Origin of the sequence: Aureispira sp. CCB-QB1, from assembly GCF_000724545.1 — a bacterium.
In the GTDB taxonomy this organism is placed as follows: domain Bacteria; phylum Bacteroidota; class Bacteroidia; order Chitinophagales; family Saprospiraceae; genus Aureispira.
This window is the reverse complement of sequence record NZ_JHBV01000014.1, coordinates 182875-198330: the sequence shown is the minus strand read 5'-3', so window position 1 is coordinate 198330 and position 15456 is coordinate 182875. Positions and strand designations below refer to the sequence as shown.

Genomic DNA, 15456 nt, shown 5'->3' with positions numbered 1-15456 from the left:
TTCATTGGCTAAAGCCATTTCTGTTACAAGGTTTTAGTGAGTTAAGTGCCTAATCTAAATATTAATAAAAAATAACATTGATGAAAAGTTTTTTACGAAGTTTTACTCGTAACCCCAAAAATGACATTCTATCTGGTTTAACCGTTGCTTTAGCTTTAGTTCCAGAAGCAGTAGCATTTTCTTTTGTTGCAGAAGTTGACCCCTTGGTTGGCTTGTATGGTGCATTTATGATGGGGCTTATTACGGCTATTTTTGGTGGACGTCCAGGTATGATTTCTGGTGCTACAGGTGCCATGGCTGTCGTGATGGTCTACATTATTAGAATGGGTAATGATGTTGGGGATAACTTGGCCACCCCAATCCAAGATTTAGGATTACAATGGCTCTTTATCACACTGCTGCTAGTTGGAACCTTCCAAATCATGGCAGGATTATTTAAGTTAGGAAAATTTGTTCGACTGATTCCTCACCCTGTAATGATGGGGTTTGTTAACGGACTGGCTATTGTCATTTTCTTAGCACAATTAGGTATGTTTAAAGAAACTGTCAATGGTGAAACACAGTGGTTACAAGGCTCTGATCTGTTTATTATGTTGGGATTAGTGGGCTTGACCATGGCTATTATGTTTTTGCTACCTAAGCTAACCGAAAAGGTTCCTTCTGCCTTGGTGGCGATTATTATAGTAGCTTGTATTACTATTTTTGGAGATTTGGATGTAAGTACAGTAGGTTCTTTTATTCGCGATGGAGGTGGAAATGGTCTAGAAGGTACCCTACCCTCTTTTCAAATTCAGATTTTCAGTTTGTTTGAGACTCTAGATGGACATTGGTTCTTTATTATAAAAATGGCCGCCATTTTAGCAGCCATTGGTTTGATTGAATCTTTAATGACACTAAACTTAATTGATGACATCACAGAAACACGTGGTAGTGGTAATAGAGAATGTATCGCACAAGGAGGTGCCAATATTATCAACGGTTTGTTTGGTGGAATGGGAGGCTGTGCAATGATTGGTCAGTCTATTATTAATGTAGAATCTGGTGGTAGTGGTCGATTGTCGGGGGTAACCGCTGCTATTGCTTTGTTATGCTTTGTTTTGTTTGGCGCGCCTTTGATTGAGCAAATACCGATTGCGGCGTTGGTTGGTGTTATGTTTATGGTGGTTATTGGTACTTTTGCTTGGAGTAGTTTTAGAATTTTGCACAAAATTCCACTATCGGATGCTGTTGTTCTAGTAGCAGTGTCTACAATTACAGTCATCGAGGATTTGGCTGTTGCTGTTATTGCTGGTGTGATTATGTCTGCCTTGGTGTTTGCTTGGAAAAATGCCATTATGATTCGTGCTAGAAAACGCATCAAAGAAGACGGTACCAAAGTATATGAAATCTGGGGTCCTTTATTTTTTGGTTCGGTTCAGAATTTTACAGCTAAGTTTGATGCTAAAAATGATCCCGATTGTATCGAAATTGACTTTATTGAGTCAAAAGTAAATGATCATTCTGGAATTGAGGCAATTCGTACAATTGCTAATAAGTACTTAGATTTGGGTAAAAGTATTAAACTGACTCATCTTAGCCCTGAGTGTCAAGTGTTATTATTAAAAGCAAATCATAAATTTGAGACCATCATCGAAAAATCTATTGATGATCCTCGCTATCATGTTGTTACTAGTACTGTAGATTTAGAAGTATAATCTTACCCACGTTATAAAACAACTCTACAAAGAGGCAAATCTTGTGAATAATTCCAGATTTGCCTCTTTTTTTATTGCCATCAGATCTTGATTTAGAGTAGAAAAATCGCAAAATCCTTCCTCAAAAAACACCAACCTTTTTGCAAACAATACGCTTGCCTTCTATTTGCTACAAATCTCAATTTACACATTAAAAAAATACATAAGTGTAATATTCTTTTAGACACTCGATTTCTTTGAAATATTAGCAATAATACATAAATTATAGGTCCATATATTCCTTCACTCCTTATAAAACCAACTATATCATGAAGTTAAACCAGAAAATTGCAAAAACTCCAGATGATTTAAAAGATCTAGAGTTTAAAAAAATGAAACCTCTCGCCAAAAAAGAGTTTCTGCGCCTCGTCAAACGAACTTCAAAAGAAAATCCTACTCAATGCATTATACTAGGAAGTCACGATTATCTCGATAAACAAGATATGATTCTTCCTATATTTGGTGACTGGAAAGGAAAGTTTAAGAAATACGCCAAAGAAGAAGTTATCAAATTGCCTTTGAGTGCTATTGGTATAGTTTACTTTAATGGTGTAGACCCCCAAAGTGGTCAAGAAACAATCTGTATTGATCTAGCCAAAGGAAAAGGGAAAAAGAAGGGGAAGGAATTAAAACGTAAACTCGGCAAACTCATTCCTCTATCTAGTTACGAGATTATTTTCAATGAAATATCTGAAGATGCCTTTAAGAAATTAGAACAAGAACTAGAAAAAAAGCCAGAGGAAGATGAAAACGATGAGGAAGACGACAATGTTATTGAAACTTCTGATCAAGAAGGAAGTCAAGAGGAACTAAGTGTTGCCCTTGACCAACAAATACAAAAAGTAGCTAATAATATTGCTACGCATTTTCCTTCTACCACTCCCCCCTCTTTAAAACCTTTAGCTGGTATCATCAAATTGTCAGAGGATTTTTGGGCTAAAATGGATCGTACTGAAGGTTCTGTTAAAGAACATGCTATCGAGAAGGCGTATACAGCTTATGCCGATTTAGAAAAGGCAATGTACAACTACTGGGTAAGTGCTACTAATATTGACGAATCTCATATTGAATTTATCGCATCAAAACTCGTCAAGGTTTTCTCCAATTTATTTAAGGGTAAAAATAATACAGAAAACAATGGTTATGGTAGTGGCAAAAGATTACACGCTTTAACCAAATCACATAGCACGTATCAAGAAATTAACGAAATCAGTACAACAATTAGTGATTTATCTGATAAATATAAGGACAGTAAAGATATGCCTGTCAATACAAATCAATTAGATAGCATTGTTGAGGACACTAAGTTATTATTAAAAGGAGGACACAAATTAAGAGAACTCATTAAGGCAAATTATAAAAAGCCAGAGGTATGTAATCAGCTGTTAGAAGCATTGGCAAACTGGGAAGATGCTCGTGCAACTATGGTTGAACAACTTGTTCCCTACTTAAAAAATTATTGCCGTACCTTCGAAGCAATTCTTACTCAAAAACAGACGGCCAAAGAATTGCAGCAAGAATCGGTTAGTTGGCTAAAAAGTATGGCAAATATAGAAAAGCTATTTCCAAAGTTTGCCGAAATGGATCAATTCCGTCAAAAAATAGAAAAGTTAGATACCGAAAAGCATCTATCACAAGATTTGCAAGCCATGCAAAAAGCAGAAAACGAACTACTTCAGTTTATTAATCGAACCAAAAAGATGCTTACAGATTGGTTCAATCAGGATTTGAAGTTGTTGGTAGAACAAGATGAGTTGTTAGTACAATCCAATAAAGTATTGGAATCAGAACAATCAAAACTCAATAAAACCATACAGAGCCTACAAGAAAAGCAAACCAATAGTTCTTCTTCAAATTGGGAAACATTTTGGGCTGAGAATGATCAAGAACGCGCTCAACTAGAATCACTCCTACAAGCTTGGAATGATAAACTAAAGGAAAATAAAGAAAAGCGCCAAAAACTGAACGATGCCTTTAGTCAAACTTTTAATCAATTTAAGAAAATATTAGAGCAAGTTTAGTTGGTATTATTACCCTATGAGAAGACACATCGTAATGTCTAATCTCATTGTTTCTTTTCCCTGTTTTTAACCAAAAAAAATAAAATTATGTTTGAATTTTTAAGAAATTTATTTTCAAGCAATGAAGATAATCAAAACGAACCATCCTTGGATCATTCGTTGAATAGCCATAATGATTCTATCCAAGTCGAAGTTGAAGTTGTTGAAGAACTAAAAAAAATTGGCGCTCCATTTGTTGCCAACCTTACTAGAAGAGATAGTATCGCAGGCATTCATACAGATATTCAATCAACCATCGTAGAACCTCCTGAAGATCATGTCTCTTATCAAAAACATGCTAAAGATAGAATCAAAGAGAAAGTAACGGGCTGGAAAAATAAAGGTGAATTGAGCCAAGAAGAATTAGAAAGCATCGAAAAAATGCTGGAAGATGGTGAAATGACTTTTGGCGTCTTGGATACAGAAGAATTTGTGGACTCTATCAGAAACTATCTGGCTTACAAAGAAAAACATGGCGCCTATTCTGAAGAGGAAAAAAAGGTGCATACAGTTGCTAATGATTTTTCCAATTTACTATTGGATCGTGAGTCGCTCTACAAAACAGAAGTGGGTACAGTGCTCCAAAAACTAAAGGCATTGGCAGATGAAATAAAGAAAGTAAAAGATCCTCAATCGCTGCGCTGGGCTGGTGTACTAAGCAAAGTAGAGGCACTTCATGAAAAAATTGACAAAAACAAGAAAGTTTTGGTAGAAGATGCCTTAGAAATGCAAGGTTTAATTGCTAGTTGGCCACCTTCTTTAGACAATCGTTTGTTGGAGCACAAATCTAGGGTAAATACAAAGGTCTTAGCACGTCCCAACGAAATGGATTTGTTTGATATGTCCTTGGACGATTTGGTCTTGCGAGATGCTAGTCAGAATGAATTAAATGCCCTTAACAAAGCTGTTGTAAAATCGCATTCTGTATTGAATCAAACAATCATCTTAAGACCTGAAGATGTCAACAAAACCATCCGAGATTTTAGAGAGTATCACCATAAACTCGATAGTCCTGAAAAAAAACAAGCGCATCTCAAATATGGCAAAGATGTTGACGAATTCGTCACGCTACTTAATAAGCTAAAAAGTGATAACAAAGATGGAAGTTCGGACAAGTTCAAACGACAAGTTAGTAGCAGCAATTTTCAAGAAGCTGCCACAAAACTAAAGTTGGCTTTAGAAGCACAAAATCCCCAATTAGAAGGAATAGATAAATTGATTGCAGCTCTAAAAGATATCATTGGAGATTTCAAAGATAAAGGGGGCACAAAAAAAGCAGAGACAGCTTACAAAGCATTAATTAAAGCCTTAAATGAAGCGCCAACTACCTTAAGTCCTAACGTTTTGGTTTTGCAACAGGCTCAAGAACAAAGCAAACATAGTAAAGATTCTACATGGTATAGAAATGACTTGTTCAAAACTAGTAAAGGGCTCGCAGAAGGCTTTGCTTATATTTTTGAAGAGTTGAACGAGTATCACAAATACATCAACCAACTCAATAACTTTGTCTTGTCACTCATTACCGTAGAAAATGGAGAAAGTAAAGAGGCCTTAGAAAGTCGTAGCAATATCATCAAAAATCTATCTATTGAGGCAATTACGGGTAGTGTTAATTATATTATTAACTGGCAAAGTCAGGGAAAAACAACCAATGCCATTGAGTCTTTGCGTTCTGCTATGAAAAAAATTGGCGGCAGCGATGTTCCTGGAGCATTAACGACGACTATGGATGCTTTGTCTCAGTTTAAAACGGCTTTTGATCCTATTGCTGGACGAAATTTCACAAAGTCTTCGGTTACAATCAATGGTCAAAAAGTCTCTTCTGCTGATCGAAACAAGGAGTTTGATAATCCTCTTAACCCAAGCAACGAGAAAACGGCCAATAAAGGTATTGCTATTATGAAAGGTAGTGTAGATACGATTATGGCACTTAAAAAAGTTGTTCAAGAATTTACAAAACCTCCTTCTACGGATACTTTAAGTAAAACCATTGATTTGTGTGACAAATGGAACACGGCAATTTTGAATCTTAATTTTGAAAAGGATGTCAAAAGTCTTACTAAAAATATAGATATCCTTGCTAAATTCCCTGAAACAAGCACTCCTCCACCAAAGAAAGAGCAAAAGGAGCTTACTATTGAGGAACTCGAAAAAACAGGTGGATTTAGCTTGCCTACATTTAAAAATACCATAAAACAACGTTTGTTAGAATATATTGAGCAGCGATTCAAAGAAAAAACGAAAGATTTAAAGAATGTTTATGCACTTCGTTTTGCAGAATTACTAAAGTATATCGACAAAGACTTGGTAACCCCTGAAGAGATTGATCCTGACTACGAAACTCGAAAATTGACTGTCAATTATGTTGATAATATGATGGGCAAGATTGAGGATAGTGATTATGCAGAAATCCTTAATCCTTTTAAGGAACGCTATCGCAAGCGAATAGACAATGAGATTAATTGGAGAGAACTTAGCAAAGGTAAAGCATCCAAAATAGAAGATGCCGATGGTTTCAAAAAGAAAACGCCTATTACAACGCATAAGGATGCGAAGAAACAAGGTCCTGCTCAAATTGACTATCATTTAGAAAAAATCAGTGCTTTAGAAGAAGAAATTTCAAAAAGCACAAAAGACATGGACTTACAAATCTTTTTACCTAATGTGAATATTGTTCAGTTTGAAACGTTCTCTACAGCCAAACCAGAAGCTCTAGCGGAGCACAAACGCAAATACCCAGATACTTTCCAAAATCTTATTGAAGAAAGTGATACTGCTGCCCTACCTACTGTATTGAGAGCCATGCGCACAACAGGCAAAGTTGCTGATGGTATTGACATGATGTCTTCTAGTTTTGTGCAAGCTTCTCGTGTTCTAAGTAGTATTGTTCCTGACAACGATATGACGGAAGAAAATTTCCAAGTTGGGGCAAAGAAATGGCAATCTGTTGTAGAACTAATTGGTACTGCAGGAGGTGCTGCGGCTAGTATTACAGCTGCTTTTGTTGGGCCATACGCCCCTATTCCTCTATTAGTAGGTGGAATTGTAAAAGGAATCACTAGCGCCATTAATGTCATCATTTCTCAGCGTATCAAAGCTTCAGAAGCTAGACAATATTTAGATAAATTTATTGCTATTTTTGAGAAAGCAAGTTCGGCACTACAAGGTGCTAGGAATAAGGTTTCTAACCATAGAGAAAATCTACAAACTTGGTTAGCTTCTATTCTAAATGCAATCAAAAATATTAATGAGAATAAAGAAAGTTTAGAATTGGTATAATTAAATATAATATTCTGTTGATTACTTCGCTGCTACTGCGTGGTTTCAACGGAGTAATGTAAATAATAAATAGGGCGGAATTGAAAGGTGTTGCCAACATAAGTCTATCCTAGATTTTTTGTAGCAATCATATATTTCAGTTCCGTTCTTTTTTTAATAAAAATATCTATTTCTTTAAGCCCACTTGTAGACTAATTATATGCGCATAAAGTCCATCGGTTCGATAGAAAAAGGCATATCTTAAAATAACATTATTAAAATAAAAACTGGATTTTTTTCCTAGACGAGCATCAGGAAACCAACCGATTCCTATACCTGCTTTAATACTTCCTAAAGTTGAAAAATCATAATCAGAAGTATAGTATATCGAAGAAGGTTGATGTGCTCCATAAGGTGCAAAATAAGGCGAACCTTGCTGATAATATCCTCTTACAAATGGGTATAATGTAATTTTATTGTTGGGTTTGATCGCTGTTTGCAACGCTAAAGTATGCGCCCAAATTCCAAAATTATCCCAATAAAAACGATAAGAAGGTTGAAAAACCAATGTTTGCTTAAAAAACCAATTGGCTGCAATGCTCAATGGCAAACGAATCCGTTGACGGGGCAAGTTCTCTACTTTGGGATCTGTAGAGTTGATAAAATAAACTCGATGAAAGGGAGTCGATAATAATCCTTCCTGATATGTTGCTCCAAGCCCTAGATTAAGTCGGAGACGTTTATTAATATCTTGGCGTACATTTAAATTTATATTGTAGGAATTGCGATGATAAATACCAAACCAATCTATATATCTTAATTCCACAGGATAAATTAATCTAGTAGGTTTAAACCCTTGGCTAGGGCTGAGACGTCCCCATCTTAGATCATCGAAAAAGAAATCTGTCGCAATAGAAATAGAACGCATTTTATTTTTGCTGCCCCAACTAAACCAAGTGCTAATACCATCTGACCAATAATCGGACTCAATGCCCAACATATAAGCTGCCCCAAAACTTATATTATGCTTTTTGAGGCTATACTGATAACCTATTCTAGCCTGTACGTGATTGTCGTGTTCAGAAGCCGATGATTTAATGAAATTAATTTTATCTGTAGAGGGAGACGTGATTACATCGACACTAGCATCAAAAATAATTAAGCTAGAATTGATGCCATAAGCCACATTGGCTCCCGTATGATAGACCTCTAAATGCTCATCTCCTTCCCCTCCCGTTACAGCGGAATGAGTGCCTTCTTGCGTGTACATAGAGAAAAAAGCTTGAACATCTAAGGTCGTGAGGGCTTTTTTTCGAAAACTACTGTCTCTTTCTTGTCCAAAACAGACCTGTGTGAGCAGTAACAATAATCCAATCAACTGTTTTTTGGGGATGCGCATTTTATACTATTTCAATTTTCCAATAGTCTTTACTTATTATTTTTCTGATCACTTAATTTATGATTAATTACAACCACAACCACCACTACTTTTCCCCATTCCTCCTCCTGCTGCGCCTTCCCGATAAGTATGAGCACTTTGCTCAAATTTCTCGGGTGCGTTTTGTTTGAACGCCATATCTTTATCTTCTAAATAGGCTCTTTGATAAGGCTTTACAGTAGTGCAGGATGATACGGCTAGCAATACCCCACCCAAAGCAAGACTATATTTTAGTTGTAGCCAGTTAAACCTGTTCTTGGCTGGTATATTCATCTGCTAAATCTATTAATTCTTTGATTAAATGATGTACTTTTGTACATGGATTATGCTTTGCATAACTTCTATCTAAATATAGATTTTCTAGTTTTTCTGCATTCTCAATAGCAAAATCTTGATCTCCAAACTTATCTAGAATCGCAAACATTTCCTCTGAATTTTTTCTATATTTAAAATCCGTTCGATTGGATGCCTTATTAATCTCTTTTTCCAGAAGTTCTTGATATCGTTCCCTCGATATACCTGTGTTGTAATAGCTAAAATGTAGAAGATACCATAACTCAAATGCCTCGTTAGACCATGCACAATTTACTTTTGGCTTGGAATTTTCGCCCTTATTAATCGCATTGTTAAAATTTTTGGGAGGAAAGCTGTCCTTGTCAAATACCGCCCAAGACTTATCAATTTTTCTTAAATATTTTTCCTCATATCTTTTCCTAAGTTTTTTAGTTTCTTCTATTATTGATAATGTATTTTTTCCCGTTCCATCAATATCAATATTCGTCAACTCCAAAACGCCTTTTGGAAGAGAAGCTTTTAAAGACTCAAAATAGTTGGGTTCAGTTTTGACTCCTTCGCAAACAATCAAATAGAACTTTCTTTTCGATTTAAACTGTATTTTTCTTTTTTCTTCTTTTCTTGCCCTTCTTTTAAGAATGGCATTATCTATTTTTATTTTCCTAGCCATTACCTAAAAGTTCTTCAAAATTACCAATAAATGGAATCGCTCCATATCTGCCATTAATATAGTCTTTTTCAAAAGACCTATCTTTTCTAATTTTCTTGTTTGACCCCTCTTCTTTGTACTCAATCAAAGAATATAAGTCACTTGCCTCGTATTTATCTTTTTCAAGAAAATAAATTTGATCTCTTCTAAATCGACCATATGACAATAAATTAGTATCGTGTGTAGCAAAAATTAACTGTGCATTATTATTATTATATTCTGGAGAATTGAATAAATTCGTTATAGCAGCAGTCATTAATGGATGTAATTTAGCATCTAATTCATCAATAACAAGAACCCCACCATACAATAATGTACGAAAAATAGGTCCAGACATATCAATTACTTTATTTGTACCAGATGACTCATGTTCTCTTAAATCAAAATCCTTATGTCCAATCTGCTTACCCTCTGCATTAAACTTTTTGTGTACAGTAGTAATTTTTGCAATTGTTTTCCCCTCTAAATCATTTATGATAACATCTAATAGTTCTGACGGTAAGTCTTTAGGTAAAATTTTTCCTTGAAATTTCTCTTTTCGAAACTTTAACTGCTCAAATCCTAAATCTAAATCCTTAAAAAAATCAAGCAGTCTTTCTTTAGATTGTTCTTTGTCCAACAACGAAAATGTTACATGACTATAATTTTCATGACTTAAACCTGATATAGTTTCTAAATTATTAAACCAACTAATAATTTTAGTTGCTGTCTCTCCATTAAACTGATCTACAACTGATAAAAACAAAGCATTATCTCTTGTTTTTGCTTCCAAAGCTTCTCCTTCGTTAAATTCATCAGTAATGCCAATTCCATCCTTTTCCCTTATAAAAAGAGGAATTTCCTCCTTATCCTCTAACTTAAATAGCCATTCTCCATAGATGGATTTATTATCCATTTCAAACCCGTACCTATATCTTATTGCTCCAATTAAAAAAACTACTTCGAAAAAAGATGGCTTATTCTCAGTGCTTGTATTCAATAGAAAAGGTACTATTTCAAACCTACTAGCAGAAGATTTCTCAGCAGATGTCAAGATTATCATTTTCATAATTGACATTGCCTTTATAAAATTTGATTTTCCACTCGAATTCGCTCCATACAGGACAGCACTCTTTAATAATTTATTTTTACCATATTTAAATGCTGAATCCTTATATTCCGTAATATTAGTAGCTTCTAATGATAAAGTTTTGGGTTCCTTAAACGATAAAAAATTCCCAACTGTAAATTCAATAATCATCTTTCATTTTTTATAGTTATTTTATTATTAGTAGTTCGTTGATTAGCTTTCAACAAACTATTGTTATTACAAACATAACAATAAAGTGAGATTTTTTCTCACAAAACCCCAAAAAGCCATAATAAAAAGATATATTGCTTTTTCGAAATTATAACAAAGACTTCCGTTTTCGTCTACATGTAAATATGCAGCAAAACTATAACTTATGAAAAACATGACTTTCAGCACTTCATATATTTACAACAACAATTCCAACTATTTTTTGATTTGTAAGTCATCTGAATAATGAATATTTTGATCCTTATCAATAATAATACAATGTGTTTGTGGCATTTGATTGATTAAATCTAGACCAATTTCTGTCCCCAATATAAGAATACTTGTCGCCAATGCATCGGCTATTTCTGTAAAATCGCTTATTACGGTTACAGATTGCAGCCCTTCGATGGGAAAACCAGTATGTGTATTGATGATATGACTATAAATTGTATTTTGATACTCAAAGTTCTTTTCTGAGGTTCCTGATGTAACAACAGCAAAATTCTCTACAGGCAACCATTTGACAATCTTATCTCGATCCAAAGGGCTTGCAACACCAACTTTCCAAGGGCTGCCATCTGGACGTTGTCCATGTGCATAAATATCCCCACTAGAATTAATCACAAAATTTTCGACTCCTTTAGATAACAAAAACTCCTTTATTCGATCAACAGCATAGCCCTGCCCTATCCCACCCAAACCAATCCGCATTCTTGCAGGTATCCTAACTTGGTAATCTGGAAGTAATTCTACTTGTTGATAATCTACATACTGAGAGAGCTGTTTGACTTGAACAGAGTCAAAAGGGAATACTTGTGTTTGATCAAACTTCCAATAATCATAATAAGCTAAAAAAGTAATGTCAAAAGCTCCCTGTGTCAATTGACTAATAGCAATACTACGTTGCAATAATTTATAGACCTCCTCATCTACTCTAACGCCTTCTTTTCCTGCTTGTTGATTGATTTTGCTAATATCTGAGCTTGGAATCCATTCCGAAATAAGTGCTTCAATTCGCTTTGCCTCTTTAACACAATCCTCAATTAAGGTCCAAGCAGCCTTTGCCTCCTTTTTGGGGGCTACCACAATAAATTCAAAAAAACTTCCCATTAAAGGGACTTTTTTTCTATACTCTTTGGCTCCTGTTTCAAGGGGCAAATATTGTTTAATTTGTGCGACGAATTGATGAGTGGCTTCGCTTTTGTAATTTAAATGAGCCAACAATTTAAAGTCTTGGTTGAGTAATAAAAGTTTGGGAAATTCCCCCTGTGGGTTGAAACGTTCTGCTAATGCTTCATTTTGTTGCACAACATCTTTGGGCAATTGGCTTCTTTGAGGAAAATCACATTTTAACACCACCAAAGCCTCCTCTGCATAAGCTTGAAAGGAAGACTCTTGCAGGACATTTTTATCAAAACGAATGCAAGGCTGGCACCAGTCAGAGCCTGAAAAAACAAGCAATATGGCTTTATTTTTTTCTTTTGCCCAACGAATTGCTTCTTCTTGATTGGTTGTCGTTTGGCTCTGTGCATAAGTTGTTAACATCAAAAACAGTAACAATACCAACATAATTTATCTAGGTTAATTTGGTTGAATAGTTTACTAAAATCACATAATGATAGAAGTTCTAATAAATATAAGTGCCCTCTATTCGTGTACACAAAGTAATTATTTAGTAAACTACGATGGCTTAATGAATAAAAACAAAGATATAGTTCCACCAATAAGATGCCATATTTATTCTAAATAAGTGATCTGAATAAATTATAGTAATAGTAAGAACTGAGTTTTTTAGTTAGTTATTAGCTGTGCTGTTATTTTGTAATTGTTAATTACTCCCTCTCGTCACGAACAACGCCTTTCGCAAACCATCGGTAAGCATAACAATGAACCTTTACTTAGTCCTAATTGAGAAACAGAACGGTAAATATATCTGTAATTGAGGGACGATTACTTAAAGTTATCTAAAATTTATACCACAACTTAAACAACAATTCTACTTTCCCTGTTCTTAGATTAAGCGACTTTTTGTATTTTTGCCAGCTCATAATGGCTCAGCAAGTTGCTATTTATCCTATTAACCAAAAGCATCTAGTGAGCTATTGTTTAAAATTAACCTTGGTATTATGACAAATATAGAAACGATTCAAACTCAAATCACTCCTCTTAGAAAAGCTCTAATCGATCATTCTTTGTATCAAAAACTAAGTAGCATAGAAGACATTCAAGCTTTTATGGAACAACACGTTTTTGCGGTTTGGGATTTCATGTCTTTACTCAAGGCATTACAACAGCATTTAACTTGTACCCATACACCTTGGGTTCCTAACCCAAATCCATTACTGAGTCGCTTTATTAACGAAATTGTATTGGGAGAAGAAAGTGATTTAAACGAGGCTGGTACTCCTCAAAGTCACTTTGATATGTACTTAGATGCGATGGAACAAGTGGGTGCTAATACTGATTTGATCAAGCGTTTTATCGTAGAAATCAAAGCAGGTGCTTCTGTCAAGGATGCTGCACAAAACCTTCAACTTAAGCCTGCTGTTCAAGATTTCATCAATTTTACATTTACTGTTATTGATTCCAACAAGCCACATCTTATTGCCTCTGCGTTTACCTTTGGTCGAGAAGATTTGATTCCTGATATGTTTTTGGAAATTATCAAAAATGAAGAAGCTGCCAACAAAAAAACATCCTATAGCAAACTAACTTATTATCTAAAAAGGCATATTGAATTAGATGGAGACGAACATGGTCCTTTGTCTTTGCAAATGGTTCAGGAGTTGTGTGGACATGATGTAAAAAAATGGGACGAAGTATTGGCTGTCGCAATACAAGCACTAGAACAAAGAATCAAATTGTGGGACAGTATTTCCAAACAGCTTTCCGAACAATTAGAACCTAGCTTCTAACCGCAATTTTTAAAATCGTATTGACAATCCTTTAACTAATCAACCGACACACTCTAGTTTTTATTAGATAATACTTTGTTGATTGGACTGGTACTCTATTTTCTTTCGAGAAAGTAAAGTCGCCCCTCTATTAACACATACCAACTATTTAAAACAACATTTACGAATTATCATTCGTTCTAGTTATAAATTCCCTTTTACCAGATAAAGCCTTGGTTATTTAAATCTTACGTTTTTGAGCATGGTTAATTTTGGCTTGTTTTTGGTAATTAATAAAATGCCTTCGGATTCTAGAAGTGCTACAATGATGTATAGAACCTAACTTACCAACGACTACATTGTAATTCCGTTAACTATTTAGTGTCTTAGACTCGTCCTAATATCAATGTCTAAAACACAAAAAAAATTAACCAGTTATGCCTAGATATACGTTTATCATTTTTGCATTTTTGTTCTATCACAATTTATTATTAGCGCAAGCATTAACCCCTTATTTCAATTATACCGTTACTGAAAAAGACAAAACGCTTTGGAGTATTAGCCAAAAACATGGCGTCTCACTTGAAGAAATAAAGATTTTAAATCAAAAAGACGACAACAAAGTACAAGTTGGAGAGGTCTTAAAAATTCCTAAGCAGATCGCTAAAGATCCCGACTATATTATACATGTAGTAGAGAAAAAAGACAAAAACTTATACCGAATTGGGTTAAAATACAAAGTTACAACAGAAGAGTTGATGTTGCTCAACAACAAGAAAAACAGCACTATTCGAGCAGGTGAGCAACTTAAAATTCCTAAAAATGGGAAATACATTATTCACATCGTTTCTGAAACAGATAAAAGTCTTTGGGGGATTTGCCAAATCTATGGTGTTGAAGTTGAGGATGTCAAACAAATTAACCACAAAAAGAACAATATTATCCGCAAGGGCGAACGCTTAGCCATTCCCAAAGAGTATCAAACAGCAACTACTTCTGAAACAACCTCAAGAACAACGACTACCCCACCCATCAATGGAGATCCCCAAGGCACCAAAGCAGCTTATGATATTGATGCGAATCAATGGCGTTTTCCGTATCATAATCGCAAAGAATTACACATTTTCCCTAGTATTAAAACAGGTTTTTCTAATTATTATAAACTAAGTCCTGTAGAGTATGCTGCTTTTTTTCAAAACTCCAAAGATTATGCTCCCAACAAGGAACAAAAAGACCGCTATTTTTATTCTATAGAAAAGTCTTTTGCCAAGAGTCTCGACAAGCAGCAAACGCGCTACTTGACATTAGAAGAACAGGCTTTATTGGACATGCAGAATGGCTATACCTACGATTTTATGACACTAATAGAAGTAGATTCGATTCAGAAGTCTTTTAAAATACTTCCCATCTTTTTGGTAAAAGATACTTATGGGAATGCTGCTTATTTACCCAAGGGAAGTTTTGCCTGTTGCGCTGATCCATTTCCTCTAGCAATGTATAAAAGAACAGAAGAAAAAGAAATTAATACATTCTCCACCCTTCTAACTCCTTCCATTATTCAACAAACAGAAGTTGTTAAGTTATTTAAAAACAATCAAGTTGTCCAGACCGATTCAACCATTTTAATTTTGCAACTAAAAACAGATGCTGTCCCTAGTTTGATTGATTCTCAAGAATATAGAAATGGAAAAAAAACGCGTGCTTTTAGTAATTTAAAACGTCGACAAGAGCTAGACTATTAGCTAATATGTTAAAATTCATCCTTTAAAGCGTTCTAAATCAGCATTTTTC

At 34.8% G+C, this 15456-nt stretch carries 10 protein-coding genes; 5 read left to right on the top strand and 5 right to left on the bottom strand.

All coding sequences use genetic code 11. The annotated features are described in order from the left end of the window. Positions 1-80 precede the first annotated feature (80 nt). The 3 genes from CG11_RS05805 (at position 81) to CG11_RS05795 (ending at position 7072) form a co-directional block, all read left to right on the top strand. Positions 81-1694: a SulP family inorganic anion transporter gene (locus CG11_RS05805; protein WP_052594053.1), complete on the top strand. Its 1614-nt coding sequence runs from the start codon at positions 81-83 to the stop codon at positions 1692-1694. 308 nt (positions 1695-2002) lie between these two features. Beyond that, the gene (locus CG11_RS05800; protein ID WP_052594052.1) at positions 2003-3754 is read left to right on the top strand and encodes a hypothetical protein; all 1752 of its coding nucleotides are present in this window, start codon (positions 2003-2005) and stop codon (positions 3752-3754) included. An 87-nt stretch (positions 3755-3841) separates the two neighbouring features. Beyond that, positions 3842-7072 carry a hypothetical protein gene (locus CG11_RS05795; protein WP_052594051.1) on the top strand — a complete coding sequence of 1077 codons (3231 nt, stop codon included), beginning with the start codon at positions 3842-3844 and terminating at the stop codon, positions 7070-7072. A gap of 166 nt (positions 7073-7238) precedes the next feature. On the opposite strand, the gene CG11_RS05790 is transcribed toward CG11_RS05795, so the two are convergent. From CG11_RS05790 to CG11_RS05770, 5 genes are all read right to left on the bottom strand, one after another. After that, positions 7239-8450, bottom strand: a complete 1212-nt coding sequence (locus CG11_RS05790) for a DUF3570 domain-containing protein (protein WP_052594050.1) — start codon at positions 8448-8450, stop codon at positions 7239-7241. Positions 8451-8513: 63 nt separating this feature from the next. Then, the gene (locus CG11_RS05785; protein ID WP_063833023.1) at positions 8514-8762 is read right to left on the bottom strand and encodes a DUF4266 domain-containing protein; all 249 of its coding nucleotides are present in this window, start codon (positions 8760-8762) and stop codon (positions 8514-8516) included. After that, positions 8734-9453 carry an RloB family protein gene (locus CG11_RS05780; protein WP_052594048.1) on the bottom strand — a complete coding sequence of 240 codons (720 nt, stop codon included), beginning with the start codon at positions 9451-9453 and terminating at the stop codon, positions 8734-8736. Before CG11_RS05780 ends, CG11_RS05785 begins: the two co-directional genes overlap by 29 nt. Continuing rightward, the gene (locus CG11_RS05775) at positions 9446-10732 is read right to left on the bottom strand and encodes an ATP/GTP-binding protein (protein ID WP_052594045.1); all 1287 of its coding nucleotides are present in this window, start codon (positions 10730-10732) and stop codon (positions 9446-9448) included. The genes CG11_RS05780 and CG11_RS05775 overlap by 8 nt, the downstream gene beginning before the upstream one ends. Before the next feature lie 255 nt (positions 10733-10987). After that, positions 10988-12340, bottom strand: a complete 1353-nt coding sequence (locus CG11_RS05770) for an FAD:protein FMN transferase (protein WP_052594043.1) — start codon at positions 12338-12340, stop codon at positions 10988-10990. Between the two features lie 557 nt (positions 12341-12897). Here CG11_RS05770 and CG11_RS05765 point away from each other — a divergent pair. After that, positions 12898-13686 carry a DUF3050 domain-containing protein gene (locus CG11_RS05765; protein ID WP_052594041.1) on the top strand — a complete coding sequence of 263 codons (789 nt, stop codon included), beginning with the start codon at positions 12898-12900 and terminating at the stop codon, positions 13684-13686. 416 nt (positions 13687-14102) lie between these two features. Beyond that, a complete protein-coding gene (locus tag CG11_RS05760) occupies positions 14103-15407 on the top strand; it encodes a LysM peptidoglycan-binding domain-containing protein (protein ID WP_052594040.1) in 1305 nt (434 codons plus the stop codon). Positions 15408-15456 lie beyond the last annotated feature (49 nt).

Coding starts and splice junctions, on each gene's coding strand:
- CG11_RS05795 (WP_052594051.1), top strand. CDS start 3,842: ATGTTTGAATTTTTAAGAAATTTATTTTCAAGCAATGAAGATAATCAA.
- CG11_RS05780 (WP_052594048.1), bottom strand. CDS start 9,453: ATGGCTAGGAAAATAAAAATAGATAATGCCATTCTTAAAAGAAGGGCA.
- CG11_RS05760 (WP_052594040.1), top strand. CDS start 14,103: ATGCCTAGATATACGTTTATCATTTTTGCATTTTTGTTCTATCACAAT.
- CG11_RS05765 (WP_052594041.1), top strand. CDS start 12,898: ATGACAAATATAGAAACGATTCAAACTCAAATCACTCCTCTTAGAAAA.
- CG11_RS05790 (WP_052594050.1), bottom strand. CDS start 8,450: ATGCGCATCCCCAAAAAACAGTTGATTGGATTATTGTTACTGCTCACA.
- CG11_RS05785 (WP_063833023.1), bottom strand. CDS start 8,762: ATGAATATACCAGCCAAGAACAGGTTTAACTGGCTACAACTAAAATAT.
- CG11_RS05805 (WP_052594053.1), top strand. CDS start 81: ATGAAAAGTTTTTTACGAAGTTTTACTCGTAACCCCAAAAATGACATT.
- CG11_RS05770 (WP_052594043.1), bottom strand. CDS start 12,340: ATGTTGGTATTGTTACTGTTTTTGATGTTAACAACTTATGCACAGAGC.
- CG11_RS05800 (WP_052594052.1), top strand. CDS start 2,003: ATGAAGTTAAACCAGAAAATTGCAAAAACTCCAGATGATTTAAAAGAT.
- CG11_RS05775 (WP_052594045.1), bottom strand. CDS start 10,732: ATGATTATTGAATTTACAGTTGGGAATTTTTTATCGTTTAAGGAACCC.